General features: G+C 66.0%; 22 protein-coding genes. 9 read left to right on the top strand and 13 right to left on the bottom strand.

Features of this window, described 5'->3' with window-relative positions; all coding sequences use genetic code 11:
* Window positions 1–93: 93 nt before the first annotated feature.
* Both K1T73_RS09115 and K1T73_RS09110 read right to left on the bottom strand, forming a co-directional pair.
* A complete protein-coding gene (locus K1T73_RS09115; RefSeq protein ID WP_220600412.1) occupies window positions 94–1,350 on the bottom strand; it encodes a VWA domain-containing protein in 1,257 nt (418 codons plus the stop codon).
* Window positions 1,351–1,415: 65 nt separating this feature from the next.
* Window positions 1,416–2,321 carry a MoxR family ATPase gene (locus K1T73_RS09110; protein WP_220600411.1) on the bottom strand — a complete coding sequence of 302 codons (906 nt, stop codon included), beginning with the start codon at window positions 2,319–2,321 and terminating at the stop codon, window positions 1,416–1,418.
* Between the two features lie 158 nt (window positions 2,322–2,479).
* Here K1T73_RS09110 and K1T73_RS09105 point away from each other — a divergent pair, with 158 nt between their 5' ends.
* The 4 genes from K1T73_RS09105 (at window position 2,480) to K1T73_RS09090 (ending at window position 7,018) form a co-directional block, all read left to right on the top strand.
* A complete protein-coding gene (locus K1T73_RS09105) occupies window positions 2,480–3,442 on the top strand; it encodes a phosphoadenosine phosphosulfate reductase (protein ID WP_220600410.1) in 963 nt (320 codons plus the stop codon).
* Window positions 3,443–3,505: 63 nt separating this feature from the next.
* A complete protein-coding gene (gene pyrC, locus K1T73_RS09100) occupies window positions 3,506–4,540 on the top strand; it encodes a dihydroorotase (protein WP_220600409.1) in 1,035 nt (344 codons plus the stop codon).
* Between the two features lie 73 nt (window positions 4,541–4,613).
* On the top strand, window positions 4,614–5,288 hold the full coding sequence (locus K1T73_RS09095; protein ID WP_220600408.1) for an orotate phosphoribosyltransferase: 675 nt from the start codon (window positions 4,614–4,616) through the stop codon (window positions 5,286–5,288).
* A 242-nt stretch (window positions 5,289–5,530) separates the two neighbouring features.
* Entirely contained in the window at window positions 5,531–7,018 is a 1,488-nt protein-coding gene (locus tag K1T73_RS09090; protein ID WP_220600407.1) for a replicative DNA helicase, read from the top strand.
* On the opposite strand, the gene K1T73_RS09085 is transcribed toward K1T73_RS09090, so the two are convergent.
* Complete coding sequence (locus tag K1T73_RS09085; RefSeq protein ID WP_220600406.1) at window positions 7,015–7,719, bottom strand: helix-turn-helix transcriptional regulator; 705 nt, start codon at window positions 7,717–7,719, stop codon at window positions 7,015–7,017. The two genes, K1T73_RS09090 and K1T73_RS09085, sit on opposite strands and share 4 nt — an antisense overlap.
* 136 nt (window positions 7,720–7,855) lie before the next feature.
* Here K1T73_RS09085 and alr point away from each other — a divergent pair, with 136 nt between their 5' ends.
* The 4 genes from alr (at window position 7,856) to K1T73_RS09065 (ending at window position 11,019) form a co-directional block, all read left to right on the top strand.
* On the top strand, window positions 7,856–8,893 hold the full coding sequence (alr, locus tag K1T73_RS09080) for an alanine racemase (RefSeq protein ID WP_220600405.1): 1,038 nt from the start codon (window positions 7,856–7,858) through the stop codon (window positions 8,891–8,893).
* Window positions 8,890–9,675, top strand: coding sequence for an ABC transporter permease (locus K1T73_RS09075; RefSeq protein WP_220600404.1), 786 nt, complete (start codon window positions 8,890–8,892; stop codon window positions 9,673–9,675). The genes alr and K1T73_RS09075 overlap by 4 nt, the downstream gene beginning before the upstream one ends.
* A gap of 118 nt (window positions 9,676–9,793) precedes the next feature.
* Window positions 9,794–10,540, top strand: coding sequence for an ABC transporter ATP-binding protein (locus tag K1T73_RS09070; RefSeq protein ID WP_220600403.1), 747 nt, complete (start codon window positions 9,794–9,796; stop codon window positions 10,538–10,540).
* 17 nt (window positions 10,541–10,557) lie between these two features.
* On the top strand, window positions 10,558–11,019 hold the full coding sequence (locus K1T73_RS09065; protein ID WP_220600402.1) for an MOSC domain-containing protein: 462 nt from the start codon (window positions 10,558–10,560) through the stop codon (window positions 11,017–11,019).
* A gap of 242 nt (window positions 11,020–11,261) precedes the next feature.
* Here K1T73_RS09065 and K1T73_RS09060 read toward each other — a convergent pair whose 3' ends face one another.
* The 4 genes from K1T73_RS09060 to K1T73_RS09045 form a co-directional block, all read right to left on the bottom strand.
* Entirely contained in the window at window positions 11,262–13,637 is a 2,376-nt protein-coding gene (locus K1T73_RS09060; protein ID WP_220600401.1) for a DUF1989 domain-containing protein, read from the bottom strand.
* Window positions 13,638–13,641: 4 nt separating this feature from the next.
* Window positions 13,642–15,621 carry a proline/glycine betaine ABC transporter permease gene (locus tag K1T73_RS09055; RefSeq protein ID WP_220600400.1) on the bottom strand — a complete coding sequence of 660 codons (1,980 nt, stop codon included), beginning with the start codon at window positions 15,619–15,621 and terminating at the stop codon, window positions 13,642–13,644.
* Entirely contained in the window at window positions 15,621–16,652 is a 1,032-nt protein-coding gene (locus K1T73_RS09050; RefSeq protein ID WP_220600399.1) for a glycine betaine/L-proline ABC transporter ATP-binding protein, read from the bottom strand. Before K1T73_RS09050 ends, K1T73_RS09055 begins: the two co-directional genes overlap by 1 nt.
* Before the next feature lie 73 nt (window positions 16,653–16,725).
* A complete protein-coding gene (locus K1T73_RS09045) occupies window positions 16,726–17,676 on the bottom strand; it encodes an ABC transporter substrate-binding protein (protein ID WP_220600398.1) in 951 nt (316 codons plus the stop codon).
* Window positions 17,677–17,875: 199 nt separating this feature from the next.
* On the opposite strand from K1T73_RS09045, the gene K1T73_RS09040 reads away from it, so the two are divergent.
* A complete protein-coding gene (locus K1T73_RS09040; RefSeq protein ID WP_220600397.1) occupies window positions 17,876–18,949 on the top strand; it encodes a LysR substrate-binding domain-containing protein in 1,074 nt (357 codons plus the stop codon).
* Here the strand turns inward: K1T73_RS09040 and K1T73_RS09035 are convergent.
* From K1T73_RS09035 to K1T73_RS09010, 6 genes are all read right to left on the bottom strand, one after another.
* Window positions 18,946–20,289: an NAD(P)-binding domain-containing protein gene (locus tag K1T73_RS09035; protein WP_220600396.1), complete on the bottom strand. Its 1,344-nt coding sequence runs from the start codon at window positions 20,287–20,289 to the stop codon at window positions 18,946–18,948. The two genes, K1T73_RS09040 and K1T73_RS09035, sit on opposite strands and share 4 nt — an antisense overlap.
* A 173-nt stretch (window positions 20,290–20,462) precedes the next feature.
* Window positions 20,463–21,053, bottom strand: coding sequence for a hypothetical protein (locus K1T73_RS09030; RefSeq protein WP_220600395.1), 591 nt, complete (start codon window positions 21,051–21,053; stop codon window positions 20,463–20,465).
* A 76-nt stretch (window positions 21,054–21,129) separates the two neighbouring features.
* On the bottom strand, window positions 21,130–22,752 hold the full coding sequence (locus K1T73_RS09025; RefSeq protein WP_259400206.1) for an APC family permease: 1,623 nt from the start codon (window positions 22,750–22,752) through the stop codon (window positions 21,130–21,132).
* A gap of 103 nt (window positions 22,753–22,855) precedes the next feature.
* Window positions 22,856–23,725: a carbon-nitrogen hydrolase family protein gene (locus K1T73_RS09020; RefSeq protein ID WP_220600394.1), complete on the bottom strand. Its 870-nt coding sequence runs from the start codon at window positions 23,723–23,725 to the stop codon at window positions 22,856–22,858.
* Window positions 23,726–23,735: 10 nt separating this feature from the next.
* Window positions 23,736–24,149, bottom strand: a complete 414-nt coding sequence (locus tag K1T73_RS09015; RefSeq protein WP_220600393.1) for a hypothetical protein — start codon at window positions 24,147–24,149, stop codon at window positions 23,736–23,738.
* 81 nt (window positions 24,150–24,230) lie between these two features.
* The gene (locus K1T73_RS09010; protein WP_220600392.1) at window positions 24,231–25,595 is read right to left on the bottom strand and encodes an FMN-binding glutamate synthase family protein; all 1,365 of its coding nucleotides are present in this window, start codon (window positions 25,593–25,595) and stop codon (window positions 24,231–24,233) included.
* Window positions 25,596–25,599 lie beyond the last annotated feature (4 nt).

Raw genomic sequence — 25,599 nt, 5'->3', positions numbered from 1 at the left:
AGATGTCCTTTCATCGCATATCACGAAAGGGCGCAGCGCGCGCCCGTCACTGCACGAAACGTCCCCCTCGTCGTGATTGTTCCGCGTCGCCGCTCAAAGCGCCGCCAGCAGGCGCGATTTTTCGCCGACGTCATCGGGCCGCCCGATGGCCTCCGCCAGCGCCTCGAGGCTCGCCACCGAATGCGCGGCGCGAAACGCGTCCACATGCGGCAGCAACGCGCGGATGCCCTCCGCCTTGGGCGCGAAGGCCTCCCACCGCAGAAGCGGGTTGAGCCAGACGAGCCGCCGCGCGGTCAGCTGAAGCCGCTCCGCCTCCTTCGCCAGGACTTCGGGCGCCCCGCGGTCGAGCCCGTCGGTGATCAGCAGCACAACCGCCCCCTGCCCCATCACGCGCCGCGACCAGTCGCGGTTGAAGGCGTGCAGGCACTCGCCGATCCGCGTGCCGCCCTCCCAGTCCTGCGCCTCGCGCCCCGCCGCGGCCAGCGCGGCATCGACGTCGCGTCTCTGCAGGTGGCGCGTGATGTTGGTCAGCCGCGTGCCGAAGGTAAACGCGTGAAGCTCGGCCCAGCCCGGCCCCTGGTGATTGGCCACCGCGTGAAGGAAATGCAGCACCATGCGGCTATAGGCGCTCATCGAGCCCGAGATATCGCACAGCACCACGAGGTTCGGCCATCGCGGGCGCGGTGCCTTGCGGTGCAGCACCCCGAGGTCGCCGCCACGCCGCATCGCGGCCCGCAGCGTCCGCGCCGGGTCGAGCCGCGCACCCCGCGCGGAGGCAATGCCGCGCCGCGAGACGAGCGGCGCCACCGGCAGGCGCAACCGCGCCAGCATCCGCTTGGCCTGCGCGATCTCATCCGTGCTCATCTGCTCGAAATCGAGCGTCCTGAGCCGCTCGTCCCGTGACATGGTCGCGCGCGCATCGACCTCGATCAGCACCTCCTCGTCGGGTCCGCCCGAATCCTGCCCCGGCAGGTCCGGCGCCTGCCCGTCCAGCAGCGCCTCCGCCGCGCGTTTCTCGGCGGGTTGCGCGGGCCGCTCCTCCTGCACCCCCCGGATCGCGGGCAGCATCATCGCCATCATGTGCTCCATGAACCGTGGATCGCGCCAGTAAAGGCGGAAAACCTGCGCGAAGACCGTCCGCTCCTCGGGGCGCGAAACGAAGACGGCCCGCAGCGTGTGATAGAAATCGGTTCTCGAGGTGAAGCCCACCGCCTCGACCGCGCGCACCGCATCGACCACCCGCCCCGGCCCCACCCGCAGCCCCGCCTTGCGCAGCGCGCGGGCGAAATGCGCGATGTTGCGCATGAGCCGGGGATTTTCAGGCAGCTCGAAGACCGGTTGCTCGGGCATCTATCCCTCCCGGGGGCGCCGCACCCCTGCCCCCGGAGAATCCCTGCGCGCGACGGCACGGCTCATCACGCCTGCAACTCCTCGCGCACGCTCTCGAGGATGCGCCGCGCCTCCGAACCCTGCAGCTTCGCGATATCGTCCTGGTATTTCAGCACCGCGCCCAGCGTGTCGGCGATCACCTCGGGGCTCAGTTCGATTACGTCGAGCGCGAGCAGGCACTTGGCCCAGTCGATCGTCTCGGCCACGCCCGGCCGCTTGAACAGGTCCTCGGTCCGCAACCGCTGCACGAAACCCACGATCTCGCGGCTCAGCGCCTCCGACGCCTCGGGCGCGCGGGCGCGCAGGATCGCCATCTCGCGCGCCGCGTCGGGATAATCGACCCAGTGATAGAGGCACCGCCGCTTGAGCGCGTCATGCACCTCGCGCGTGCGGTTCGACGTCACGATGACGATGGGCGGCTCGGGGGCTCGAATGGGACCAAGCTCGGGAATCGTCACCTGGAAATCGCTCAGCGCCTCGAGCAGGAATGCCTCGAAGGGCGCGTCGGTGCGGTCGATCTCGTCGATGAGAAGCACGGGCGGTCCGGCCGCGTCGGGCCGCATCGCCCGAAGCAGCGGACGCTCGATCAGGAATTCCTCCGAGAAAAGCTCCTCCCGAAGCGCCGCGCGGTCGGCCCCGCCCGCCGCCTCGGCAGTGCGGATCGCGATCATCTGGGCCGCGAAATTCCACTCGTAGACCGCGCTCGCGGCATCGAGCCCCTCGTAGCACTGCAACCGGATGAGCCGCCGCCCCAGGCCGCTGGCCAGGGCCTTTGCGATCTCGGTCTTGCCCACCCCGGCCTCTCCCTCAAGGAAGATCGGCCGCCCGAGACGCAGCCCGAGAAAGATCACCGTCCCGAGATCACGCCCGCAGACGTATCCCTCTTCGGCCAGCATGTCCTGAACCGCGTCGATGGATGTCAGTTCGGTCATTCCCGTCCTCCCCGTCCGCCACTCCACATGGCAGGGTCCGGCTTGTCCAGCAAACCCCATGGAATTTCCGCAATTCTGACAGGATTGACACATAGACCCAAATCCAAATACCGGGGCCAACCCGGTTGAGGCCCCTTGAGGATCGAGGACATTTCACGATGCAGGACGCGCCGAACACCTTCGACATGCCCCTATCCGGCCTCGGGTCGCGCGAGGCATGGCTCGACAAGGTGACCGAGGTCGTGGATGAAGACGGCTACGCCGAACGGCTGGGCGACCGGCACGCGGCGATCTTCGTCGAGGAAGGCAAGACGCTTCTCGTCACCTTCGAGACGCATGACAGCATCGCGCGCCTGTCCGAGGACGCACAGCCCATGGGCTGGGACATGGTCAAGGCCCTCGGCTGGTCGAGCCTCTGCCTCGTCTCGGACGGCAACACGTGGTTCCGCTCGCCGCGCGTCTACGGATATTTCGACCGGCTCGTCGATGACGGCTTCTTCGAGGAATTCGACCAGGTGCTCTTCTACGGCGCCGGTCCCTGCGGCTATGCCGCGGCGGCCTTCTCGGTGGCGGCGCCCGGCGCCAAGGTGGTGCTGCTGCAACCGCAGGCCACGCTCGACCCGCGAATCGCCGAATGGGACGATCGCTTCCTCGAGATGCGCCGCACCTCCTTCGACGACCGCTACGGCTATGCGCCCGACATGATCGACGCGGCCAGCCACGCCTTCCTGCTCTACGATCCCGAGATCGAGCTCGACGCCATGCACGCCGCGCTCTTCACCCGGTCCAACGTGACGCGCTACCGCATGCGGTTCCTGGGCGGCGACCTCGAGACAAGCCTCATGCGCATGCAGATCCTCTACCGGATCTTCGCGCAGTTCAGCGCCGACAAGCTCGATGTCCGAAGCCTCTCGCTCCTGTATCGCCACCGTCGCAACCATCCCGGCTACCAGTTCCGGCTCCTCACGCGGCTGACCGAGGACAGGCGCGACGGGCTCACCGTGCGGCTGGCGCGCTTCGTGCTGGCGCGCCGCAACGCGCCGCCCTTCCGCAAGGCGCTGACCGCTGCCCGGGCGCGCCTCGACGCGGCCAGCGACGGCACCGAGGCGAAGAGCGACTGAGGCCCCCGGCCCCCGCGGTTTTCAACCTAGCCCTCGCGCGGCGCTTTGTGTAAGCCACGCGGCATGACACGATCCCTGACCATCCGCCGTCCCGACGACTGGCACCTGCACCTGCGCGACGGCGCCATGCTGCGCGCGGTCCTGCCCGAGACGACACGCCATTTCGCCCGCGCCATCGTCATGCCCAACCTCGTGCCGCCCGTCGTCACCGCCGCCGATGCGGTCCGCTATCGCGACCGCATCCTCGCGGCCCTGCCCGACGGCGCCGCGTTCACGCCGCTCATGACGCTCTATCTGACCGAGGACACCGATCCCGACGACGTGGCCACGGCCCACGCGTCCGGCCTCGTCACGGCGGTCAAGCTCTACCCGGCTGGCGCCACCACGAACTCCGCCTCGGGCGTGCGCGATTTCGACCGCGTCCGCCCCGTGCTCGAGCGCATGGCCGAGATCGGCCTGCCGCTCTGCGTGCATGGCGAAGTCACCGACGACGACATCGACATCTTCGACCGCGAGGCGGTGTTCATCGACCGCGTCCTCGACCCTCTGCGCCGCGCCACGCCGGGTCTGCGCGTGGTGATGGAGCATATCACCACCCGCCAGGGCGCCGACTATGCCCGTTCCGCGCCGGATCTCGGTGCGACGATCACCACCCATCACCTCGTGATCAACCGCAACCACATCCTCGCAGGCGGCATCAAGCCGCATTACTACTGCCTGCCAGTCGCCAAGCGCGAGGAGCACCGCCTCGCCCTGCGCGCCGCCGCCACCTCGGGCGATCCCACCTATTTTCTCGGCACCGACAGCGCGCCCCATACCGACCCGGCCAAGCTGCAACCCTGCGGCTGCGCGGGCTGCTTCACGGCGCCCAACACGCTCTCGATCCTGGCCGAGGTGTTCGAACAGGAGGATGCGCTCGACCGGCTCGAGGGGTTCACCTCGCTCCACGGACCGGCCTTCTATGGCCTGCCGCCCAACGAGGGGACGCTCACCCTCACCCGGGGCGAACCCGTCACCTATCCCGACCGGATCGAGACCGGGGATGGCCCCGTCACCGTCTTCGACCCGCAGATGCCGCTCCACTGGAGCGTGACCTGACCTTCTTCTTGCTCCAAATATCCCCGCCAGAGGCGTGAGAACCCGGCGCGCCGCCCGCCAAAGGACACTGACCATGATCCCCTCGAGCTTTCCGCCCAAAGACGAAATCGCCCGGCTCACCGCGCGCATGCTGCTCGAGATCGGGGCGGTGCATTTCAACGCCGAGACACCTTACATCTATGCCTCGGGCCTGCCCGGCCCCACCTATATAGATTGCCGCAAGCTCATCAGCTTCCCGCGCATCCGATCCACGCTCATGGATTTCCTCGCCGTCACCGTGATGCGCGAGGCGGGGTTCGAAGCCTTCGACAACATCGCGGGCGGCGAAACGGCGGGTATCCCCTTCGCCGCCTTCGTGGCCGAACGCATGGCGCTCCCGATGACCTACGTGCGCAAGAAGCCCAAGGGCTACGGCCGCAATGCGCGGATCGAGGGCGCGATGTCCGAGGGGCAGCGCGTGCTGCTGGTCGAGGACCTGACCACCGATGGCGGCTCCAAGCTCTCCTTCGTCGACGCGATTCGCGAGACCGGCGCCACCTGCGGCCACACGGCCGTGATCTTCTACTACGGCATCTTCCCCGAGACGGAAAAGACCCTCGGCGATCACGGCGTCGCCCTTCACCACCTCTGCACCTGGTGGGACGTGCTGGCCGAGGCGCGCGCGCAGGGCGCCTTCGACGCCGGCACGCTCGACACGGTCGAGGAGTTCCTGCGCGACCCCCGCGCCTGGCAGGCCGCGCGCACCTAGACCCCGACACCGGGCCTGCACCTCCCGAAACTGACGTGGCGTCACCTTGGCGCGGGAGTTCGCCGCCGTCACCTTCGGGCCACACCCGCCCCTTGCGCGCACGACATCTTGCGGCCATACTCGGGGCACCCGCAACATCCTGCGGCCCGGACTTATACCGCGCTTATACACAGGCTTATCCAATTGCCCGCGCCGCGGGCCGCCCGCTAAGACATTCGAGCGTCGGAGAATCGGGGGATGTCATGACGAAAATCGCTGCTTTCAATCCGACCGGGGCCGAACCCGAAGCCACGGACGCGATGCCGCATTCCATCGAGGCCGAACAGCAGCTTCTCGGCGCGATCCTGACCAACAACGACGTCTATGACCGCATCGCGGCGATCATCAAGCCGCAGCATTTCTACGACCCGGTCCACGCCCGCATCTTCGAGACCGCCGCGGCGCGGATTGCACGCAACAACCTCGCCTCGCCGGTCACGCTCAAGGCCTTCCTCGAAGAGGACGAGGGCCTCAAGGAACTGGGGGGTCCGGCCTATCTCGTGCAACTCGCCGGCGCCGCGATCTCCAGCTTCGCGGTGCGCGACTATGCCCAGATGATCTATGACATGGCGATCCGGCGCGAGCTCATCACGCTCGGACACGACATCGCCGGCAAGGCCGCGCGCGCCGAGGTGACGTCCGAGCCGAAGGACCAGATTGTCGAGGCCGAACAGGCGCTCTACCAGCTTTCCGAACAGGGCCAGACCGATACCGGATTCCAGAGCTTTCTCAGGGCGGTAACCGACGCCGTTAATGTCGCCAACGCCGCCTATCAACGCGAGGGCGGTCTCGCCGGGGTCTCCACCGGGCTCAGCGACATGGACCGCAAGCTCGGCGGACTGCACAAGTCCGATCTCCTGATTCTCGCGGGCCGCCCCTCGATGGGCAAGACCTCGCTCGCCACCAACATCGCCTACAACGTCGCCAAGACCTACAAGCGCGGCACCCTGCCCGACGGCTCCGAAGGCGCGGTCGATGGCGGCGTCGTGGGCTTCTTCTCGCTCGAGATGAGCGCCGAGCAACTCGCCGGCCGCATCCTGGCCGAAGCCTCCGAGATCTCCTCTCACAAGATCCGGCAGGGCGACATGACCGAGGAGGAGTTCCGCCGCTTCGTCGAAGCCGCGAAGGAGCTCGAAAGCTGCCCGCTCTTCATCGACGACACCGCGGCCATCCCCATCGCCCAGCTCGCGGCCCGCGCGCGGCGGCTCAAGCGGACCCACGGGCTCGACCTGCTGATCGTCGACTACCTGCAACTGGTGCGCGGCACCTCCGACAACAGGGTGCAGGAGATCGGCGAAATATCCATGGGTCTCAAGGCCATAGCGAAGGAACTTAACATCCCCGTGCTGGCCCTCTCGCAGCTCTCGCGCCAGGTCGAAAGCCGCGAGGACAAGCGCCCGCAACTCTCCGACCTGCGCGAATCGGGCTCGATCGAACAGGATGCCGATGTCGTCATGTTCGTCTTCCGCGAAGAGTACTACGTCGAGCGCGAGAAACCTTCCGACGACAAGCTCGACGAGATCGCCGCCTGGCAGGACCGCATGTCGCGCCTCCATGGCAAGGCCGAGGTCATCATCGGCAAGCAGCGCCACGGCCCGATCGGCACGGTCGAGTTGAGCTTCGAATCGCAATTCACCCGGTTCGGCAATCTCGTGAAACCGTGGCAACAGGGGGTCGAGCAGGATTTCTAGCCCGTTCCGACCGTTACAACCCACTCTTCATCCATTCCAAAGACCCGCGCCAACGCCACGCGCCCGGCGTCCGACACGATCAGCGCCCGGCCCGTGCGCTCCCGTCCGAGCCATCCGCGCTCCAGCATCTGCGCCAGCAGGTCGCGCGCCAGCGGACCCGCCAGATGCTCCCGCCGCTCGCTCCAGTCAAGACAGGGTCGCGCCTCGCCGCGCAGCGTGAACCCCGCCCGCAGAGCCCAAGCCTGCCCGCTCCCGCTCAGCGCGTATGCCGCGCCCTGCCGCTCCAGGTGGCCCGCCGCGCACATCGCGTCATGCACCGCGACGCCCAGGGCCCCGGCCAGGTGATCGTAGCAGCACCGCGCATGGAGCGCCGCCGCCCCGTCGCGCCGGGCACCCCGCCTCCGCCGCGCGCGCTGTAGATGGTCGAGCGGCGCCAGCCGCCCCACGCTTTCCAGCATCTCGGCCACTGCCGTACCCGCCAGCCGGTGATAGATGCACCGCCCGCTCCGCCGCGCCACGATCAGCCCCGCGTCGCGCAGATGCGCCAGATGCGCGCTCGCCGTCTGCGGCGTGATACCCGCATCCGCGGCCAGTTCCTTGGCGGTGAAGGCCCGCCCGTCCATCAGCGTGCAGAGCATCCGCGCCCGGCGCGCATCGGCCATCGCGGCGGCGACGTGGTGAAGCTTCGGATCCTGCGTCATGGCCCGATCCTACCCGCCCCGCGCCTCGCGCGACAGCCCCCACGCTTCGGCCCTTACCGAACACTCCCGCGCGAAAGCGGGCCCGCGACCCCTTTCCGCTTGACCTGCCCGCCGGCCATGGCATCTATCCCGCACCATGAGCACCGCGACCCTCACCATCGACCTCAACGCCGCCGTCGCCAACTGGCGCACGCTCGACGCCATGACCGGCTGCGAAACGGCCGCCGTGGTCAAGGCCGACGCCTATGGCCTCGGCGCCGAAAAGGTCGGCCGCGCCTTCGCCCGCGCCGGCGCGCGCACCTTCTTCGTGGCCGTCGCCGAGGAAGGCGCGGCCCTCCGCCAGGCGCTCGGGCCCGGCCCCGCGATCCTTGTCTTCTCCGGACACATGGCGGGCGATGCCGAGATGATCGGCGATCTCGACCTGATTCCGCTCGTCAACTCGCTCGACCAGATGATCCGCCATGTCGAGGCGCTCCCCGGTCACCCGTTCGGCATCCAGCTCGACACCGGCATGAACCGCCTTGGACTCGAACCCGACGAATGGCGCGCGGTCCGCGAGGTCGCCCTTGCCCAGAACCCGGTCCTGGTGATGAGCCACCTCGCCTGTGCCGACACGCCCGATCACCCGATGAACGCGCAGCAGCTCCGCAACTTCCGCGAGATGACCGCGGGTCTCGACGTGGCGCGCAGCCTGGCCAATACCGGCGGCGTGCTGATGGGGTCGGACTATCACTTCGACCTTACCCGTCCGGGCATCGGCACCTATGGTGGCCATCCCTACGACAGCGCACGCCCCGTGGTCACGCTCGACATCCCCGTCATCCAGTGTCGCGATGTCGCCGCGGGCGAAGCGGTGGGCTACGGCGCGAGCCACGTGGTCAACCGCCCCTCGCGCATCGCCACGATCAGCGCGGGCTATGCCGACGGCATCCTGCGCGCCATGGGGCCGCGCACCTCGCTCTGGTCCGAAGGCCGCGCGGTGCCGATCGCCGGGCGCATCTCGATGGACCTGATCGGCGTCGACGTGACCGGCCTCGGCCACGACCCGAAATCGCTTCAGCTCCTCGGCCCCGACCAGGGCGTCGACACGCTGGCCCATGCCGCCGGCACCATCGGCTACGAGATCCTGACCTCGCTCGGCGGGCGCTACACGAGGCGGTATCTCACGCCATGAGCCTCGTCGCCCGTTTCCTTGCCGCGATCGGCGCCGCGGTTCTCTCGGCGCTGGCCACGGCCGGCCGGGTCACGCTCTTCGCGCTCGACACGCTGAGCCACATGCTGCGCCCCCCCTTCTACGCCCGCGAGTTCGGCGCGGCGCTGGTGCAGATCGGCTGGCTCTCGCTGCCCGTCGTGGGCATGACCGCGCTCTTCACCGGCGGCGCGCTCGCACTTCAGATCTACGCCGGCGGCGCGCGGTTCAACGCCGAACAGGTGGTGCCCTCGATCGTCGCCATCGGCCTCACGCGCGAGCTCGGCCCCGTCCTTGGCGGGCTCATGGTAGCCGCGCGCGTCGCCTCCTCGATCGCCGCCGAGATCGGCACGATGAAGGTGACCGAGCAGCTCGACGCGCTCACCACGCTCTCCACCAACCCGATGAAGTATCTCACCCTGCCCCGGGTTCTCGCGGCGACGCTCGCGGTCCCGGTGCTCGTCGGGGTGGGCGACGTGCTGGGGATCATGGGCGGCTATCTCGTGGGCGTGGGGCGGCTCGGTTTCGGCGGCTCCACCTACCTCGGCAACACGGTGGACTTCCTCACCGCCTGGGACGTGATCTCGGGCCTGCTCAAGGGCGCGGCCTTCGGCTTCATCGTGGCGCTGATGGGGTGCTATTTCGGCATGAATTCCGGCCGCGGCGCCCAGGGCGTCGGCCGCGCCACCAAGTCGGCGGTGGTCGCGGCGTCGGTTCTCATCCTCGCTTCCAACTACCTCCTGACCGAGCTCTTCTTCTCCGCATGACCCTCCCAGCCGCCAGACCCGTTCCTTCTTCTTGCTCCAAATATCCTGGGGTGAGCGTGGAAACGCAGTTTCCACGCGAGGGGCAACGCCCCTCCTGCCATGCCGGGGATGCCCCCCGATGATCGAGCTTCGCGACGTCCACAAGGCTTTCGGTGCGAACCGTGTCCTGCGCGGTGTCGACCTGACGATCCCGACCGGCACCTCCATGGTCATCATCGGCGGTTCGGGCACCGGAAAATCCGTCGCGCTCAAATGCGTGCTGGGTCTCATCAAGCCCGACAGCGGCACGATCCTGCTCGACGGCGAGGACGTCACCAGGGCCGATCGCGACGCCTTCCTCGCGCGGTTCGGGATGCTCTTCCAGGGCGGCGCGCTCTTCGATTCGCTGCCCGTCTGGCAGAACGTCTCCTTCCGTCTCCTGCGCGGCGCGCTGAAGAAACCCCGCGACGAGGCGCGCGCCATCGCCATCGAGAAGCTGCGCCGCGTGGGCCTCACCCCCGAGCAGGCCGACAAGTTCCCCGCCGAGCTTTCGGGCGGCATGCAGAAGCGCGTGGGGCTCGCCCGCGCCATCGCCGCCGAGCCCGAGATCATCTTCTTCGACGAGCCTACATCGGGGCTCGACCCGATCATGTCGGGCGTCATCAACGACCTCATCCGCGAGATCGTGACCGAGATGGGCGTCACCGCCATGACCATCACCCACGACATGACGAGCGTGCGCGCCATCGCCGACAACGTGGCGATGCTTCATGACGGGGTGATCCAGTGGACAGGCCCGGTTTCGCGGCTGGACGCGTCCGGCGACCCCTATCTCGACCAGTTCATCCACGGCCGCGCCGAAGGCCCCATCGCGGCGGTGCGCTGAGCAAGGGGGAGACGACCATGTGGCACGGAGAACTTGTCGCCATTCACATCGCGGAAAAGGGCCGCGCGCCCATGCAACCGCTCGAGCAGGCCACGCTCATCGCGGGCGTGGGCATCGAGGGCGACCGCTATGCCACGGGGCGCGGCCACTACTCCGACTTTCCCGACATCCGCGAGATCACCCTGATCGAGGAGGAGACGCTCATCGCCCTGGCCCGCGATCACGAAACGTCGCTCTCGACGGACGAACACCGCCGCAACCTCACGACGCGCGGCGTGCCGCTCAACCATCTCGTCGGTCGGCGCTTCCGCGTGGGCGAGACCATGCTCGAGGGCGGCCGGCTCAACACGCCCTGCCGCTATCTCGACCTCGTGACCGGGAAGTCGGTCAACGACCTGCTCATCCATCGCTCGGGTCTCAACGCGCGGATCGTCGAGGGTGGCGTGATCCGGCCGGGCGACCGGATTTCACCCGCCTGACCCGTCCCGGACCACCGCCCGTCTTCACATCTCGTTAACCTTTGCACCGACGTGATACCGACGTGGATACCGACATGGATACCGACGTTGAAACATCCGGTAACATCCCGCCCTGGGCTGAGGCGCGACAACGCGAAACCGCCGCCGGGATCCCGGCGGCGGTTACTTCAACTACGCAGTCTTGCGCCTTGTTTCCACGCGATTTTATACGTCGCGCCGGCACCTTCACGGCCGGTTAAGGCTCAGGCGTCATAATTCCCCTTCACCCGCTCCTTCGTCGGGTCGAAATGCGGGAACGCCGTCACCTTCGCCTTCAGGCGTTTCTGCTGCCCGTCAAGCTGGCCGATCTCGATATCGGTTCCCGGCTCGGCATATTGCGGCGTGACGCGACCAAGCGCGATAACCTTGCCCAGGATGGGCGATTTCATCGCGCTCGTGATCTCGCCCACCTGCGCCTTGCCCACGCGGATGCAGTCCCCGGCCGACGGCACGACACCGCCCTCGATCTCGAACCCCACGAGCTTGCGATGCGGATGCGCCTTGCGCTCCTCGATGGCGGCGCGCCCGATGAAGTCGTCCTCCATTGACTTGAGCGGCACGGTGAACCCGATGCCGGCCTCGAAGGGATCGGTCGTGTCGTCGAACTCGGAGCCGGCAAAGATCAGCCCGCCCTCGATGCGCAGCATGTCGAGCGCGGCAAGGCCCAGCGGCACGATCCCGTATTTCTCCCCCTCGGCCCAGACCCGGTCGAAGATCTCCGGCGCGTCCTTCGGATGGCAGAAGATCTCGTAGCCGAGCTCGCCGGAATAACCCGTGCGCGAGATGACGACGCTCGTGCCGCTCACGTCGTCGAGCCGCGCGATGGTCAGGCGGAACCAGCCCAGGTCCTCCACCGGGGTCTGCTGCGGCGGGGTCCAGAACAGCGCCTTGAGAATATCCCGGCTGTGCCGCCCCTGCACCGCGATGTTGTGCAGCTGATCCGTCGACGATCGCACCCAGGCATTGAGCCCGCGCTTTTCGGCCTGCTCGCGCAGCCACAACCCGCTCGTGTCGTTGCCGCCGATCCAGCGGAAGTTTGTTTCGCCCAGCCGATAGACCGTGCCGTCGTCGATCATGCCCCCATGTTCGTAGCACATCGCGGTATAGACCACCTGCCCCACGCTCAGCTTCTTCATGTTCCGCGTGACGCAAAGCTGCATCAGCTCCTCGGCATCGGGCCCCGTCACCTCGTATTTGCGCAACGGGCTCAGGTCCATGACCGCCACGCCCTCGCGGCAGCCCCAGTATTCGGCGATCGCCCCGTGGTTGGCCATCGTGTTGGGAAGCCAATACCCGTTATACTCGGTGAAATCGCGCGTGTGCCGCGCGAAACACTCGTGGAACCCCGTCTTCTTGGTTTCTTCCACATCTGCCTCCGCTGATTTGCGATAGCCTACGCTTCGCTCAAAGTCCTCGTTCGCGCCATAGGTGCGCACCTGAATATCGGTGGGATTCCAACCGTTTGCCGGGTCCACGTCACATGGACAGGCCGTGCTCACGCAGACCAGGTCCGTCAGCGCGCGCAACAGGACATAGTCCCCCGGCCGCGACCACGGGTCGTCCATGCCGATGTTGTTCTCCTCGTCCAGCATCGTGTTGAAGAAGAAGTTGATCGCCGGCCAGCCACCCCTCGGACGGATGCCGTAGCTTGCCAGCTCGCGGTTCATGTTGTCCGAACAGTTCACGTGACCCGGATAGCCCAGATCCTCGTAATACCGCGCCGTGCAGGCAAGCCCGAACGTGTCGTGACGCCCGCAGGTGTCCTGCACGATCTCCACCAGCGGCTCCTGGTCCACCGACCAGTATTTCGAGAAGATACCCGGCTGCGGATAGAGGCTCCCCATCAGCGCGCGGGTCGTCGTGGGGTCGATGTCGCGTTCCAGCCCCTTGTCGAGCGCACGCACCGAGAAGGCCTGGAAGTCCGAGCATTCGCGCCCCTTGATGTCGAGGATCTGGATGAACTGGCCCTTTTTCACCTCGTAGGGCACGGCATTGCCGGGCTGCACGTTGATGTCGTGGATCGGGTTCGCCAGCGGGTCGGGCGGGCCCACATCCTCCTTGCCCGCGTTGGGATCCTTGCGGCGGACATAGAGGATGATCTCCGAAGGTGTATCGCCCTTCGCAGGGTCCATCGGCCCGCCCGGTGCGGCGAGGATCAGAAGGCCATCGCGCTCGGCCGTGAAGTTGGCCATGTCGCCCGCGCGCGAGCCTTCGCCATGACAGCGGATGGCGTCACCCTTGCCGATCTGGAAGCCCGCCTTGTCGAGTGACTTCAGGACCTTGGCGCCCGATTTCGATCCACCCGACAGCGTCGCGATGATGCCCTCGGGGCGTCCGTGGCCCTGCGCACCGAGATAGCCCGCATCCGACGTCTTGTCGGGCGCGAAAAAGACAAGTTCGACCGGCTGCAACCCCTCGCGGTCCAGCACCATGATCTCGTCGCCCGCGAAGATCGCCACCGCGCGGCTCCCGCCACCGGGAACGGGATAACGCTCCACCCCGTGCGGCAGGATCGGGAGCCCCGGCGCCACCACGCCCTTGCGCTCCCATGGCACTTCCAAACGCTGTTGAATCGTCATCTCACTAATCCAGTCCTAAAGCTGCCTTGCGTTTCTCCGCCCAGGCATTGATCGCCATGTCGAATGTAAGCGCCATGAGCGACACATTCATGCCCAGCACGAAGTTTTTTCCCAGTTCGGTGCCCGCGAGGGTCCGCTGGAGTTCCTGTCCGAGATCCTGCGTTCCGATGAACGCCGCGATGATCACCATGAAGAACGCGAAGATGATCGCCTGGTTGAACCCGACCGCCATCGTCGGCAGCGCCACCGGAAGCTGCACGGTCCGCATCTTCTGCCGCCGGGTCGCGCCGGACATGTCGGCGGCCTCCGTCATCTCGGGTGGTACCGTCCGCAACCCCTCGATCGTGTAGCGCATGAGCGGCACGGTCGCGAAGATGAGGATCGAGAAGACCACCGCCACGTCGTTCACGCCGAAAAGCATGATCGCCGGGATGAGGTAGATGAAGCTCGGGAAGGTCTGCGCCGTGTCGCAGATCAGCAGGATGCGCTCGGACCATTTTTTCGATTGCGCCGCCGCCATCGCTACCGGCAGGCCGATCAGCGTGGCGAGGATCACCGCCGAGATGACCGTGTAGAGCGTGATGACCGACCGGTCCCACCAGCCCGAGAAGGCCACGATGGCGAAGAAGATCGCGGCATAGATGCCGGATTTGCGCCCGCCGATCCCGTAGGCGAACGCCACGATCCCCAGCACGAAGGCCGGCGTCGGGATCCACAGAAGCGCATCGCGGAACGGGATCAGGATCTTGACGTTCAGGAACCAGCGCAGCCATTCCGTCACCGCCTGGATCGCGTCGATCTCGAGAAAGCTCTTGATCAGCACGTCGATCTCGCGGCCCTGGCTGAAATGTTGCCGCCGCCCGATCTCGGCAAAGACGTCGATGAACTGCGCGATGATGCAGAAGGCCACGAAGGCCCAGGCGCAGGCCAGCAGATAGGCATGCCGCCGCCACCACGGCGTGCCGCGCTCGAAATGCTCGGGTTGCTTGACGACCCACGCTTTCGACAACCGGTCGAGCATGACCGCCAGAAGCACGATGGTCACGCCAATCTCGAAGGACCGGCCCAGCTTGAAGCTCCCCATCATCGCCAGCAGTTTCGCACCCAGGCCCGGCATCCCGATGAAGGCGGTCAGGACCACCATCGCGAGACAGAGCATGATCACCTGGTTCACGCCCACGAGGATCTCGGTGCGCGCCGATGGCAGGTAGACCCGGCTCAACATCTGCCAGCGCGTGCAGCCGGACATCTTGCCGGCCTCCACGATCTCCGGGCTGACCTTGCGCAGGCCCAGCGTCGTCATCAGGATCATCGGCGGGATCGCGTAGACGATGGTCGCCACCGCCCCCGCCGTCGGCCCCACCTTGAAGAAGATCACCGCCGGCAGCAGGTAGGTGAAGAAGGGCAGCGTCTGCAACACGCTCAGGATCGGTTTCAGCGCCTTCTCGACCCAGCGGTATTTCCACCCGAGAATGCCGAGACCCAGCCCGATCAGGAAGGCGAAGGGCGCCGCCACGACGAGGACCGACATGGTCTCCATCGCGATCTTCCACTGCCCGATCAGCGCCGTCCAGACGAAGGTGCCCCCGGCCAGCAGCGCGAACCGCCAGCCGCCCAGGTAGTAGCCCACGACCGCCGCCGCGGCGGCGATGGCCGTCCAGGGGATCGGGCCGAGATAGGGCCAGCGCCGCTTGCCGTAGAGCAGGTTCGCGGTGGCATCGAGTATGAACTCCAGCCCCTGCGTCAGGAACCGTGTCAGCGCCAGCAGGCCCAGGTCATCCTTCACGAAGTTGAAGATCGCATCGAGCCACTTGGCAAGCGGCGGCACCGCCCATTCCGGCACCCGGTCGAGCCAGTAGGGCAGCGCCCCGGTGGCCTTCGCCGCCACCAGGAGCAGCGCCACGCCCAGAAGCGCCCAGAGCACGCGCGTCCGCGCAGGTGTCCCGGCCTCGGCCGGTTGCTGACCGATGGTGATATCCGCCATCAGTCCGCCCCCAGAAGCACGTCAAGCGCCACCTGCCGGTCGAGCACGCCCACGACCTTGCCGCTCTTGTCCGTCACCGGCATCGAGGCGCGCGTATCGTTAACCAATTGTCGGGCAAGCGCGTGTATGGTGGCTCCTGAACTGACCGCGTCTCCGGCGGGCACACCGCTTCCGTTCACGGGCGTCGCGAGGACGCCGGCATGCACCACCCGTGCCTTGTCGATGTCTTCGGTGAATTTCCGCACGTATTCCGTGGCGGGGTTCATGACGATCCGGTCGGGCGTGTCGCATTGCTCGACCGCGCCGTCCTTCATGATCGCGATCCGGTCGGCAAGGCGCAGCGCCTCGTCGAAATCGTGGGTGATGAAGACGATGGTCTTGCCCAGCATGTCCTGCAGGCGCAGGAACTCGTCCTGCATCTCGCGCCGGATGAGCGGGTCGAGCGCGCTGAAAGGCTCGTCGAGGAACCAGATATCCGGCTCGATGGCGAGGCTTCGGGCGATGCCGACGCGCTGTTGCTGCCCGCCCGAGAGCTCGCGCGGGAAATACTCCTCGCGCCCCTCGAGACCGACGAGCTTGATGACCTCGAGCGCGCGCTCACGGCGCGCATGGCGGTCCTGCCCCCGCATCTCGAGCGGGAAGGCCACGTTCTCGAGAACCGTGCGATGCGGCAGAAGGCCGAAGGACTGGAACACCATGCCCATCTTCGAGCGGCGCATCTCGATGAGATCCTGCTCCTTCATGGCCATGATATCCTCGCCGTCGACCTCGATCGTGCCGCCGGTGATCTCGTGCAACCGCGAGAAGCACCGCACGAGCGTTGACTTGCCCGAGCCGGACAGCCCCATGATGACAAGCATTTCGCCGCGATCCACCTCGATCGAGACATTCTTCACACCGGCGATGTAGCCATCCGCGCGGATCGCGTCGTAGGAGTGGTCCTCGGGCATCCGCGCCAGGTAACCTTCGGGATCGCGACCGAAGATTTTCCAGACATTCCGGGCGGATATGACGGGTTTGTTATCTGACATCTGTTCCCCTCAGGGCAACGCGCCGCCCCGTGCGTCAGGGCACGAGACGGCGACCGGTCCATGTGTTTCGGGCTCAGCTCGTGCAGCTGTTGACCCAGGGCTCCCAGACATCGGCGTTGTTGTCCAACCACTCGGACGCCGCCTCCTCGGGCTCGAGATCGTCGGTATCGACGAGCTTCGCCATCTGCGCGATCTGCGGGTTGGTGAAGCTGATATTCTCGAGGATGCAGTAGGCGGTGGGCCATTTCTCTTCCATGCCCTCCCACGCGGCCTTTTTCAGGTAGCCGTTGGCGGGGTTGCCGCAATCGTAGAGCGCGTCGGGATTCGGTCCCACGGACGGATCGGTATCGCAGCCGTCCTCCCACTCGGGGAACTCCACGAACTCGCCCGGCCACACGGCCTCGGCGAAGTTGGGCGTCCAGTTGAACACCACCACGGGTTTCTTGTCGGCCTCCGCGGCCCCGATCTCGGCCCAGAGCGCCGCGGCGCTGCCCGCGTTGATCACGACGAAATCCATGTCGAGCGCCTCGACCCGTTCCTTGCCGTGCTTGAGCCAGTCGACCGGCCCGTCGAGATAGCGGCCCTTGTCACCCGTCTCGGCGGTGGCGAAGACCTCCGCGCATTCGTTGAGCGCCTTCCAGTCGGGCAGGCCCGGGCAGGCCTCCTTGGTCCACATCGGGTACCACCAGTCCTCGCGCGTGACCGCATCATGGTCCCCCACGTCGACGATCCCGCCCTTCTCCATGGCCGCCCGGAACGAGGCCCCGAACGCGCCTTCCCAGACCTCCATCTCGAGCGTCACGTCACCGAGCCGGATGGATTCGTAGACCGCCTGGCTATCGGTCGTCACGTATTCGACATTGAGCCCCGCCTCCTCCAACATCTGGCCGACCGCGTTCGACATGACGATCTGGCTCGACCAGTTGTGGATTGGAATGATGATGGGGTCGCTGCTGTCCTCGGCCTGCACGGCGGTCGCGCCGATACCGATCGCGGCAACGGACAAGATGGATGTAAGTCGCATGGTCTCTCCCTGAGATTTTATGTGGTTAGGCCCGAGTCTCCCGTCCCGGACGTTCTGCCATATTGGCCCATCCGGACCTCGATCCCGAAAGACAATTTTGAGAGGCTGAGCCTGCGGTTTTTGTGGGCAAACGGCGCGAAACCTGTTCTAATCGGGTGGCCCGCCCTCGCCGGGACGGGGCCGAGACCGACCTGATGCCATGAAACAGAAGAAACTGCTGCCCCCGCTCGATTACCTGCGCGCCTTCGAGGCGGCGGCGATCCACGGCAGTTTCGCGGGCGCGGCCCGTTCCCTCAGCATTTCCGAGACCTCGATCAGCCGCAAGGTCCGCCTGCTCGAACTGCATTACGATGTGCCGCTCTTCGTGCGCGGTCATCGCTCGATCACCCTCACGCCACAGGGCGAACGCCTGCTCGCCCCCGTCCGCAACGCGCTCGACCACCTTCGCGAGGCGTCGCGCGGCATGCTCGCCCAGGCGGGCCGCGACGATGTCGTCAACCTCGCGGCCACGAACTCGGTCGCCTCGCTCTGGCTCATGCCGCGCCTGCGCCGCTTCACCCGCGCCAACCCGCGCGTGCGGATCCGGCTCACGGCCTCCGACAACGATGCCGAGTGCTTGGGCGACGGGATCGACCTCGCGATCCTGCGCGGAGACGGCGACTGGCCCGGCTATTCGGCGCGGATGCTCTTCGGGGAAACCGTCTTTCCGGTCTGCTCCCCCGACTACCTGCGCCGCCATCCCGAGGCGGCCACGCTCGAGGGGTTGCGCAAGCTCGACCTGATCGAAATCGCCAACCAGCACACCGAATGGATGAACTGGCGCGGCTGGCTCGAGGCACAGGATGCCGCGGCCGGCCCGGTGGGCGGCGCCACGGTCTTCAACACCTACCCGCTCGCGATCCAGGCGGCGGCCGACGGCCTTGGCATCGCGCTCGGCTGGGGCCATCTCGTTGACCGGATGCTCGAAAACGGCGAACTGGTTCGCCCCGTGGGCGACGTGAACGCGCGCACCCATTTCGGCTATTACCTGCTCAGGCGCGAGGATCGCGAGAGCTTCCCCGAGCTTCGCATCGTCGCCGACTGGCTGCTCGCCGAAAGTGCCGCGCGCCAGAGATATGGCGCGCGGCCAGTCGGGGACAGCTCCGTCCCGTCTCAGGGTTCGGACGAAGCGATCAGGGATCGAGACGTTACCGCCTCGCAGTCGCCCCGGACCGGTGGCGGATCGCCGACCGGCCCGGGGCCGTCTAGGTCTAAACGGGAGAGAGAGACCTAGCTCGTCTGGAGATAACTCTCCAAACTGTCATCGAGCGCATCCTTCCACGGGGTGTGGTGCGGCGGCGCCTTGGTTCCTGTCATCGGCGAGGTATAGCCGTGGTTGCGGAACTCCATGATGTTCTTCTTCTTGTGCTTCTTCCATTCGTAGAACGCCTGGTTCGCGGCCTCCACGTCGAAGCTCGGGTAATCCGTTTCGTCGATCAGTTCCTGCACATAGGCGCCCTGGTAGGCGATGCAGGCGTAATCGTCCTCGAGCGCATCTTCTTCCTCCTGCCGCTTCTTCCAGTCGGCCTCCATCGTGGCCCGGTCGGGCAGCTCGATCTTGCCCATGATGCAATCGCGCACCCACCAGGCCTGCGCGTCGAACATGTTGAACGTGTACCACTGGTCCTGCATCCCGAGATAGAAGAGGTCCGGGTTGTCCACGTAGACCACGCCCTTGTAGAGATCATTCGCCGCCAGCCGGTTGGCTGTTTTCAGCCGCAGATCGTCGGGCAGGAACGGGAAATGGTGCTTGTAGCCGGTGCAGAGGATGATCGCATCCACCTCGACGCTCGTGCCGTCGATGAAATGCGCGGTGCGCCCTTCGACCTTTTCAAGCGCGGGCACCTCTTTCCAGTTCTCGGGCCAGTCATAGCCCATGGGCGCGGTGCGATGCGCGACCGTGATCGACTTGCAGCCGTATTTCCAGCACTGGCTGCCAATGTCCTCGGCGGAATAGGACGTGCCGAGGATCAGCAGGTCCTTGCCCTCGAACTCGCGCGCGTCGCGGAAATCATGGGCGTGCAGGATGCGGCCGTTGAACGATTCGAACCCCGGGTAATAGGGCACGTTCGGGAACGAGAAGTGGCCCGACGCGACGATCACGTGATCGAAGGTCTCGCGGCTTTCCTTGTCGGCCTCGCAGTCGCGGGCCGTCACCTCGAACCCGCCGTCGTCAAGCGCGCGCACGTCGCGCACGACCGTGTTGAACCGGATCAAGTCCCGGACGCCCGCCTTCTTCACCCGGCCCTCGATATAGTCGAAAAGGACGGCGCGGGGCGGATAGCTGGCGATCGGCTTTCCGAAATGATCCTCGAAATAGTAGTCCGCGAACTCGAGCCCCTCTTTCGGGCCGTTCGACCAAAGGTAGCGATACATCGAGCCGTGGCAGGGATTGCCGTATTCATCGACGCCGGTGCGCCACGTATAATTCCATAGGCCGCCCCAGTCCGACTGCTTTTCGTAGCATACGATCTCGGGGATCTCCTCGCCCTTCTCCTGCGCAGACTTGAAGGCTCTCAACTGCGCCAGGCCCGACGGTCCGGCCCCGATGATGGCAATGCGTTTCTTCGCCATATGGCTCTCTCCCTGAATTGGTCCAAACCGGTTCATGATGCCGGTTCTATTGGTATAGGTGAGTAAACCAGTCACTAAACCAATCTGTCAATGCAAACCTGCCCGCGCAGGGTGTGAATCCGCGCGGGCAGGCTCTTGAAGTCCGGGTTTGGCGGCGCCTGTCGGGCGCACGCTCAGGTAAAGGGCGGATCGGAGCTCGATGCCGCCCAGTCGGGCTCGAACCCCAGCACCTCCGTCGCGGGCGGCAGGCCGGGGTTGAACAGCCGGTTATGCGCCACCGTCGCCGCGTGAAGCGGATTGTGCTCGGCCAGTCGCCAGACCTTGCACCGCAAATCGAATCGCTGCCGATAGGCGTCGAAGACCAGGCGGACATGCCCCGCGGCATGAAGCGCCGCTGCCCCTTCCGAGCCGGGCGGGAAGGTCGCGGTCAGGATGTCGCTGAACTCGTCCGCCTTCTGGTAATAGCTCGCCGACAGGAAGGTCAGCGCCTGCTCGCGCCGCTGCGCGGGATCGTTGGTCTTGGCCGCCATGTGCACAAGCTCGGCCGTGACCGAATAGCCCGGCGCCTTGTTCATCACGGTGATGATGTGACCCATCGGCGCGTCGGCGCCCTCTGGAATGACCTCGGGCATGATCGCGTCGTCGGGGCGGCCGTCATTGTCGCGCATGGCAAGCTGCCGCACGCGGCACTGCCAGCGCAGGAAGGCCATGCGCAAGGGATGCGGATCGCGGGCCACGCCCAGTTTTTCCTGCAGTAACGACATTTCGCAACCTTTCCTTCGTGGATGCGGCGCCCCGAACATGGGGCGCCGCGTTTTCATTGGTCTGGCCGGAACCCGGTCAGAGATAGAAGATCTGGTTCGCGACGATCGCGACCACGATCCCCGCCGCAAGGGCGATGTAGGGTTTCATCCCCGCCTTGCGAACGTTGAGGTCGCGTGAACTCAGATGCAGATCGTCGAGCATCTCCTTGGGAAACTTCCCCTTGTCCTGCACGTAATGCCGGAAGGCGAAGACCGGAAGGATCAGCAGCGCCGCGATGATCCCCGACATCAGCGTCCCCTCGCCCCAGACATTCGCACCCGCGCCCAGAAGGACCGCGTTGACGAAGCTGAGGATCACGCCCACGACCATGAGCGGCGTCGGGCAGCGCCAGGGGCGCGGCGTCTCGGCGCTGTCGATACGGTGGATCCAGCCGGCGTTGAGGTTGAGAAAGTTGAAGATCAGGTAGCAGCAGTTCGAGACGGCGAGCACGAACAGATAATCCGACATGAGAAGCAGGATCAGGTTGAAGCCCAGATCCGTCCACATCGCGGGCGTGGGTGCTCCGTGCTCGTTCGCGCGACCAAGGTAGCGCGGCAGCCACCCATCGACACCACCCTGGTAGAGCGTCCTCGACGAGCCGGCCATCGAGGTCATCACCGCCAACAGCAGCGCGAGGATCAGCATGATGACCATAAGCGAGAAGACGAAGGATCCGCCGCCCACCATTCCGGCCATCGCACCCGCCACGGCCGAGCCGTCGACGATCCCCTCCTGCAACATGCCATCGACGCCCAGGACCCCCTGGAACGACAGCGGCACGAGCGTGTAGACCACGATGCAGAGGCCACCGGCAAAGAGGATCGCGCGCGGCGTGTCATAGGCAGGGTTCTTGAACTCGGAGGTGTAGCAGATCGCCGTCTCGAAGGCGTAGGCCGACCAAGCCGCGATGAAGAGCCCGCCAAGGAACAACGTCCATCCGGCCCTGTCCCAGTTTCCTTCCGTCACGTTGCCGTCGCCGTCGAAAGCCAGCGGCTTCAGAGGCGTGAGGTTCTCGGCCAGCACGTCGCCCGTCAACAGCGGCACGATGCCCACGATCAGAAGTGGGATCACCACGGCGAGGCCCATGATCGTCTGGAACCGCGCGGCGCGCAGGACGCCCCCGTGCTGGATGCCGAAGACGACGAAGAGGATCACCGCGCCGATCAGGAAGGTCGCGTCGATCCGTAGGCTGATGCCTTCCTTGAGGAAGTCGAGATTGACCAGCGTGATCTGCCACGATCGGATCGCGCTGTCAGGGTCGAAGAAGACGTTGAGGATATACCCCGCCGCCAGCCCGCCGCCGATGGCAAGGACCGGCGTCCAGGCGAGCCAGTTGCACCAGACCGATAGCGGCGCCAGGAACTTGCTGTAGCGCACCCAGGCCGCCGCGCCGTAGACCGAGGCCCCGCCGCTTTTCGACGGGAAGAGCCCGGCGATCTCGGCATAGATGAAGGCCTGGAGAAAGCCGAACGATACCGACAGTATCCAGATCACCCACGAAGGGTTGCCGATCGTCGCGGCGATCCCGCCGATCGAGAACAGGACCAGCGCGGGAACCCCGCTCGCCAGCCAGAAGGCCTGTGGCCAACTGATCGCCCTGTGCAGGTTGCTTTCGCCCTGAATGGGCGCATTCCCCTGGTTTCCATCCGATACAGACATTGTCTTGGTCCCTCTCTGTTGAATGACACGCTTGTTGTTGTTTTCGTGTTCGCTTCGTTGTTCGCCGATCATGCGGCGTGGCCTGTTGCGGCCCGCGAGGATCTCAGCCCTCTTCCAGCTCCCTGATGGTCTTGGTCGTCTTCGTAGTCTCGGCCGGCGCGAAATCGCGTCCGTTTGCAAGGCTCGGGATTCGCGCCTCGGTCGCGCGCACCTGCTCGAGGTCGATGACCGCACTCACCACGCCCGGCGCATCGCCCCCCTCCGCTAGCATCTCGCCCCAGGGCGAGACGATGAGCGAATGGCCATAGCTGCCGCCCCCGCCCGCGATGTCACCCGCCGCGCAGGCCGAAACGACGAAACGCGTCGTCTCGATGGCGCGCGCGCGGTTCAACACGTGCCAATGGGCCGCGCCCGTGAGACGGGTGAAGGCCGCGGGACAGACGAGTATCTCCGCCCCGCCCTGTGCGAGCCGGCGAAAAAGCTCGGGAAAGCGCAGATCGTAGCAGATCGTATGGCCGATCCGGGCCTTGGGGGTATCGTGGATGATGGCTTTGCACCCCGGCGCGACGCTGTCGCTCTCGCGATAGATTTCATCCTCCGAGAGCGTCACGTCGAAAAGGTGGATCTTGTCATACCGTCCCCGGATGCGCCCCGCGTCGTCGATCATGTAGCCGCGGTTCAGGAACTTGTCCCCCGGCCCCTCGATGGCGATTGAGCCCACGTTGATCCAGACGCCGAGCCGCGCGGCCAATTCGCTCAGGCCCGCGAGGACCGGATGATCTTCTTCCGCGGCGACGGGTGGCGCGAGGCGGCCGTTCGCGGTTCTCAGCCCGCCACAATATTCGGGCAGGAAAAGCATTTCCGCCCCCTGCCCCGCTGCCGTCTCGGCCAATGATGTAGCGACCTCCAGCGCCGCATCGAAATCCGGCACCGGAGGGGTTTGCAGACAGGCGATATGCAGATGGCGTGCCATCGGCGTTCCTTCAGAACTTCATGTAGGCCTTCCGCAAGTTCACGAGCGGATGACGGTCCGACATCTGGAACTTGATGAGAAGCTCGCGCGCGATCATGTCGCGGTCCTGCTGGTTGTCGGGCAGGTCGATCGTGTCGGGCACCCGCACCCAGCCGTTGTTGTTGCGGTCGAAGACGGCGGGCATGCCTTCCTCGTAGCCCATGTGCACATCCTCGAGCCAGTTCAGGTCGTCCCATCCCATCGTCTCGATGTATTTCTCGAGGAAGGGCGTGATCCGATCGTAATCAGGCACCAGGTTCACGTCATAGCGATACCCGATATGTTGCCCGATCTCCTTTTCGCGTTCCGAGGCAAGGCCGTCGGCGTCCTTGAGAAACTGATCGACATCGGTGATTTCCGAGCCGCGGTATTGCGTTCCAGCCATGTGTTCTCTCCTTTCCGGGGCGCCGGGCGATCCGCCCGGCCTTCGGTGTGGGAAGGGCCGGGCCCTTGGCCCGGCGCTCCCTTACAGGTGGTGATAATCCTCGACGCCGACGGTGTGGTTCGTCCCCGCCAGCGGCACGCCCGCCATGGCCGAAGCCTCCATCGTGAGCGCGGCCAGGTCCTCGGGCTCCAGGGAGTGAAGATAGGTCTTGCCGCAAGCACGCGCGAAAAGCTGCGCCTCGATGGTGAGGGTGTGCAGGAAGTTGTAGACACGCTCGGCCGCGGCATCGGGGTCGAGCCGCTCGCGCAGCTTTGGATCCTGCGTGGCCACGCCCACGGGACAGCGCCCTGTGTGGCAGTGGTAGCAATATCCCGGCTCCGCGCCGATTTCCTCGGGATAGTTCGCCTCGGGGATGTCCTTGTTGCAGTTGAGCGCCATCATCGCCGAATGACCGATGGCAATCGCGTCCGCACCCAGGGCAATCGCCTTGGCCACGTCCGCGCCGTTGCGGATACCACCTGCGTAAACAAGGCTGATCTCGCCCCGCTTGCCCAGGTCGTCGATGGCCTTGCGGGCCTGACGGATCGCGGCCATGCCTGGCACGCCGGTATCCTCGGTCGCAAGATGCGGACCTGCGCCCGTGCCACCTTCCATGCCGTCGATATAGATCGAGTCGGGATCGCATTTCACGGCCATCCGCACATCGTCATAGACACGGGACGCGCCCAGCTTGAGCTGGATCGGAATCTGCCAGTCCGTCGCCTCGCGGATCTCCTGGATCTTGAGCGCCAGGTCGTCGGGCCCGAGCCAGTCGGGATGCCGCGCCGGGCTCCGCTGGTCGATACCCGCCGGAAGCGAGCGCATCTCGGCCACTTGGTCGGTCACTTTCTGACCCATGAGGTGCCCGCCGAGACCGACCTTGCAGCCTTGGCCGATGAAGAACTCGCACCCGTCCGCCAGCACGAGGTGGTTGGGGTTGAAGCCATAGCGCGACTGGATGCACTGGTAGAACCATTTCGAACTGTAACGCCGCTCGTCGGGGATCATCCCCCCCTCGCCCGAACAGGTCGCCGTGCCGGCCATCGTCGCACCGCGCGCCAACGCGGTCTTGGCCTCGTAACTCAGCGCGCCGAAGCTCATGCCGGTGATGTAGACCGGGATATCGAGTTCCAGCGGTTTCTTGGCGCGCGGACCGATCACGGTCTTGGTCTCGCATTTCTCGCGGTATCCCTCGATCACGAACCGCGTCAGCGTGCCGGGAAGGAAGGTCAGGTCGTCCCAATGCGGGATCTTCTTGAAAAGCGAGAAACCCCGCATCCGATACCGGCCCAGTTCGGACTTGATATGGATGTCGTCCATGACATGCGGGGGAAAGATGAAGCTGTCACCGATGCGGTTCACATCGCGTGCCAGCGCTGGTTTCTTCGGCAGATCACCATCAGCCATGTTG

The organism is Roseovarius sp. SCSIO 43702, assembly GCF_019599045.1.
Taxonomy (GTDB): Bacteria; Pseudomonadota; Alphaproteobacteria; order Rhodobacterales; family Rhodobacteraceae; genus Roseovarius.
Note: the sequence above shows the minus strand (reverse complement) of the source record. Positions and strands in the feature narration are given on the sequence as shown.

What these genes read in the sequence shown, in the direction of transcription:
- K1T73_RS09115 (WP_220600412.1), bottom strand. Translation starts at nt 1,350, where the DNA reads ATGCCCGAGCAACCGGTCTTCGAGCTGCCTGAAAATCCCCGGCTCATG.
- K1T73_RS09110 (WP_220600411.1), bottom strand. Translation starts at nt 2,321, where the DNA reads ATGACCGAACTGACATCCATCGACGCGGTTCAGGACATGCTGGCCGAA.
- K1T73_RS09105 (WP_220600410.1), top strand. Translation starts at nt 2,480, where the DNA reads ATGCAGGACGCGCCGAACACCTTCGACATGCCCCTATCCGGCCTCGGG.
- pyrC (WP_220600409.1), top strand. Translation starts at nt 3,506, where the DNA reads ATGACACGATCCCTGACCATCCGCCGTCCCGACGACTGGCACCTGCAC.
- K1T73_RS09095 (WP_220600408.1), top strand. Translation starts at nt 4,614, where the DNA reads ATGATCCCCTCGAGCTTTCCGCCCAAAGACGAAATCGCCCGGCTCACC.
- K1T73_RS09090 (WP_220600407.1), top strand. Translation starts at nt 5,531, where the DNA reads ATGACGAAAATCGCTGCTTTCAATCCGACCGGGGCCGAACCCGAAGCC.
- K1T73_RS09085 (WP_220600406.1), bottom strand. Translation starts at nt 7,719, where the DNA reads ATGACGCAGGATCCGAAGCTTCACCACGTCGCCGCCGCGATGGCCGAT.
- alr (WP_220600405.1), top strand. Translation starts at nt 7,856, where the DNA reads ATGAGCACCGCGACCCTCACCATCGACCTCAACGCCGCCGTCGCCAAC.
- K1T73_RS09075 (WP_220600404.1), top strand. Translation starts at nt 8,890, where the DNA reads ATGAGCCTCGTCGCCCGTTTCCTTGCCGCGATCGGCGCCGCGGTTCTC.
- K1T73_RS09070 (WP_220600403.1), top strand. Translation starts at nt 9,794, where the DNA reads ATGATCGAGCTTCGCGACGTCCACAAGGCTTTCGGTGCGAACCGTGTC.
- K1T73_RS09065 (WP_220600402.1), top strand. Translation starts at nt 10,558, where the DNA reads ATGTGGCACGGAGAACTTGTCGCCATTCACATCGCGGAAAAGGGCCGC.
- K1T73_RS09060 (WP_220600401.1), bottom strand. Translation starts at nt 13,637, where the DNA reads ATGACGATTCAACAGCGTTTGGAAGTGCCATGGGAGCGCAAGGGCGTG.
- K1T73_RS09055 (WP_220600400.1), bottom strand. Translation starts at nt 15,621, where the DNA reads ATGGCGGATATCACCATCGGTCAGCAACCGGCCGAGGCCGGGACACCT.
- K1T73_RS09050 (WP_220600399.1), bottom strand. Translation starts at nt 16,652, where the DNA reads ATGTCAGATAACAAACCCGTCATATCCGCCCGGAATGTCTGGAAAATC.
- K1T73_RS09045 (WP_220600398.1), bottom strand. Translation starts at nt 17,676, where the DNA reads ATGCGACTTACATCCATCTTGTCCGTTGCCGCGATCGGTATCGGCGCG.
- K1T73_RS09040 (WP_220600397.1), top strand. Translation starts at nt 17,876, where the DNA reads ATGAAACAGAAGAAACTGCTGCCCCCGCTCGATTACCTGCGCGCCTTC.
- K1T73_RS09035 (WP_220600396.1), bottom strand. Translation starts at nt 20,289, where the DNA reads ATGGCGAAGAAACGCATTGCCATCATCGGGGCCGGACCGTCGGGCCTG.
- K1T73_RS09030 (WP_220600395.1), bottom strand. Translation starts at nt 21,053, where the DNA reads ATGTCGTTACTGCAGGAAAAACTGGGCGTGGCCCGCGATCCGCATCCC.
- K1T73_RS09025 (WP_259400206.1), bottom strand. Translation starts at nt 22,752, where the DNA reads ATGTCTGTATCGGATGGAAACCAGGGGAATGCGCCCATTCAGGGCGAA.
- K1T73_RS09020 (WP_220600394.1), bottom strand. Translation starts at nt 23,725, where the DNA reads ATGGCACGCCATCTGCATATCGCCTGTCTGCAAACCCCTCCGGTGCCG.
- K1T73_RS09015 (WP_220600393.1), bottom strand. Translation starts at nt 24,149, where the DNA reads ATGGCTGGAACGCAATACCGCGGCTCGGAAATCACCGATGTCGATCAG.
- K1T73_RS09010 (WP_220600392.1), bottom strand. Translation starts at nt 25,595, where the DNA reads ATGGCTGATGGTGATCTGCCGAAGAAACCAGCGCTGGCACGCGATGTG.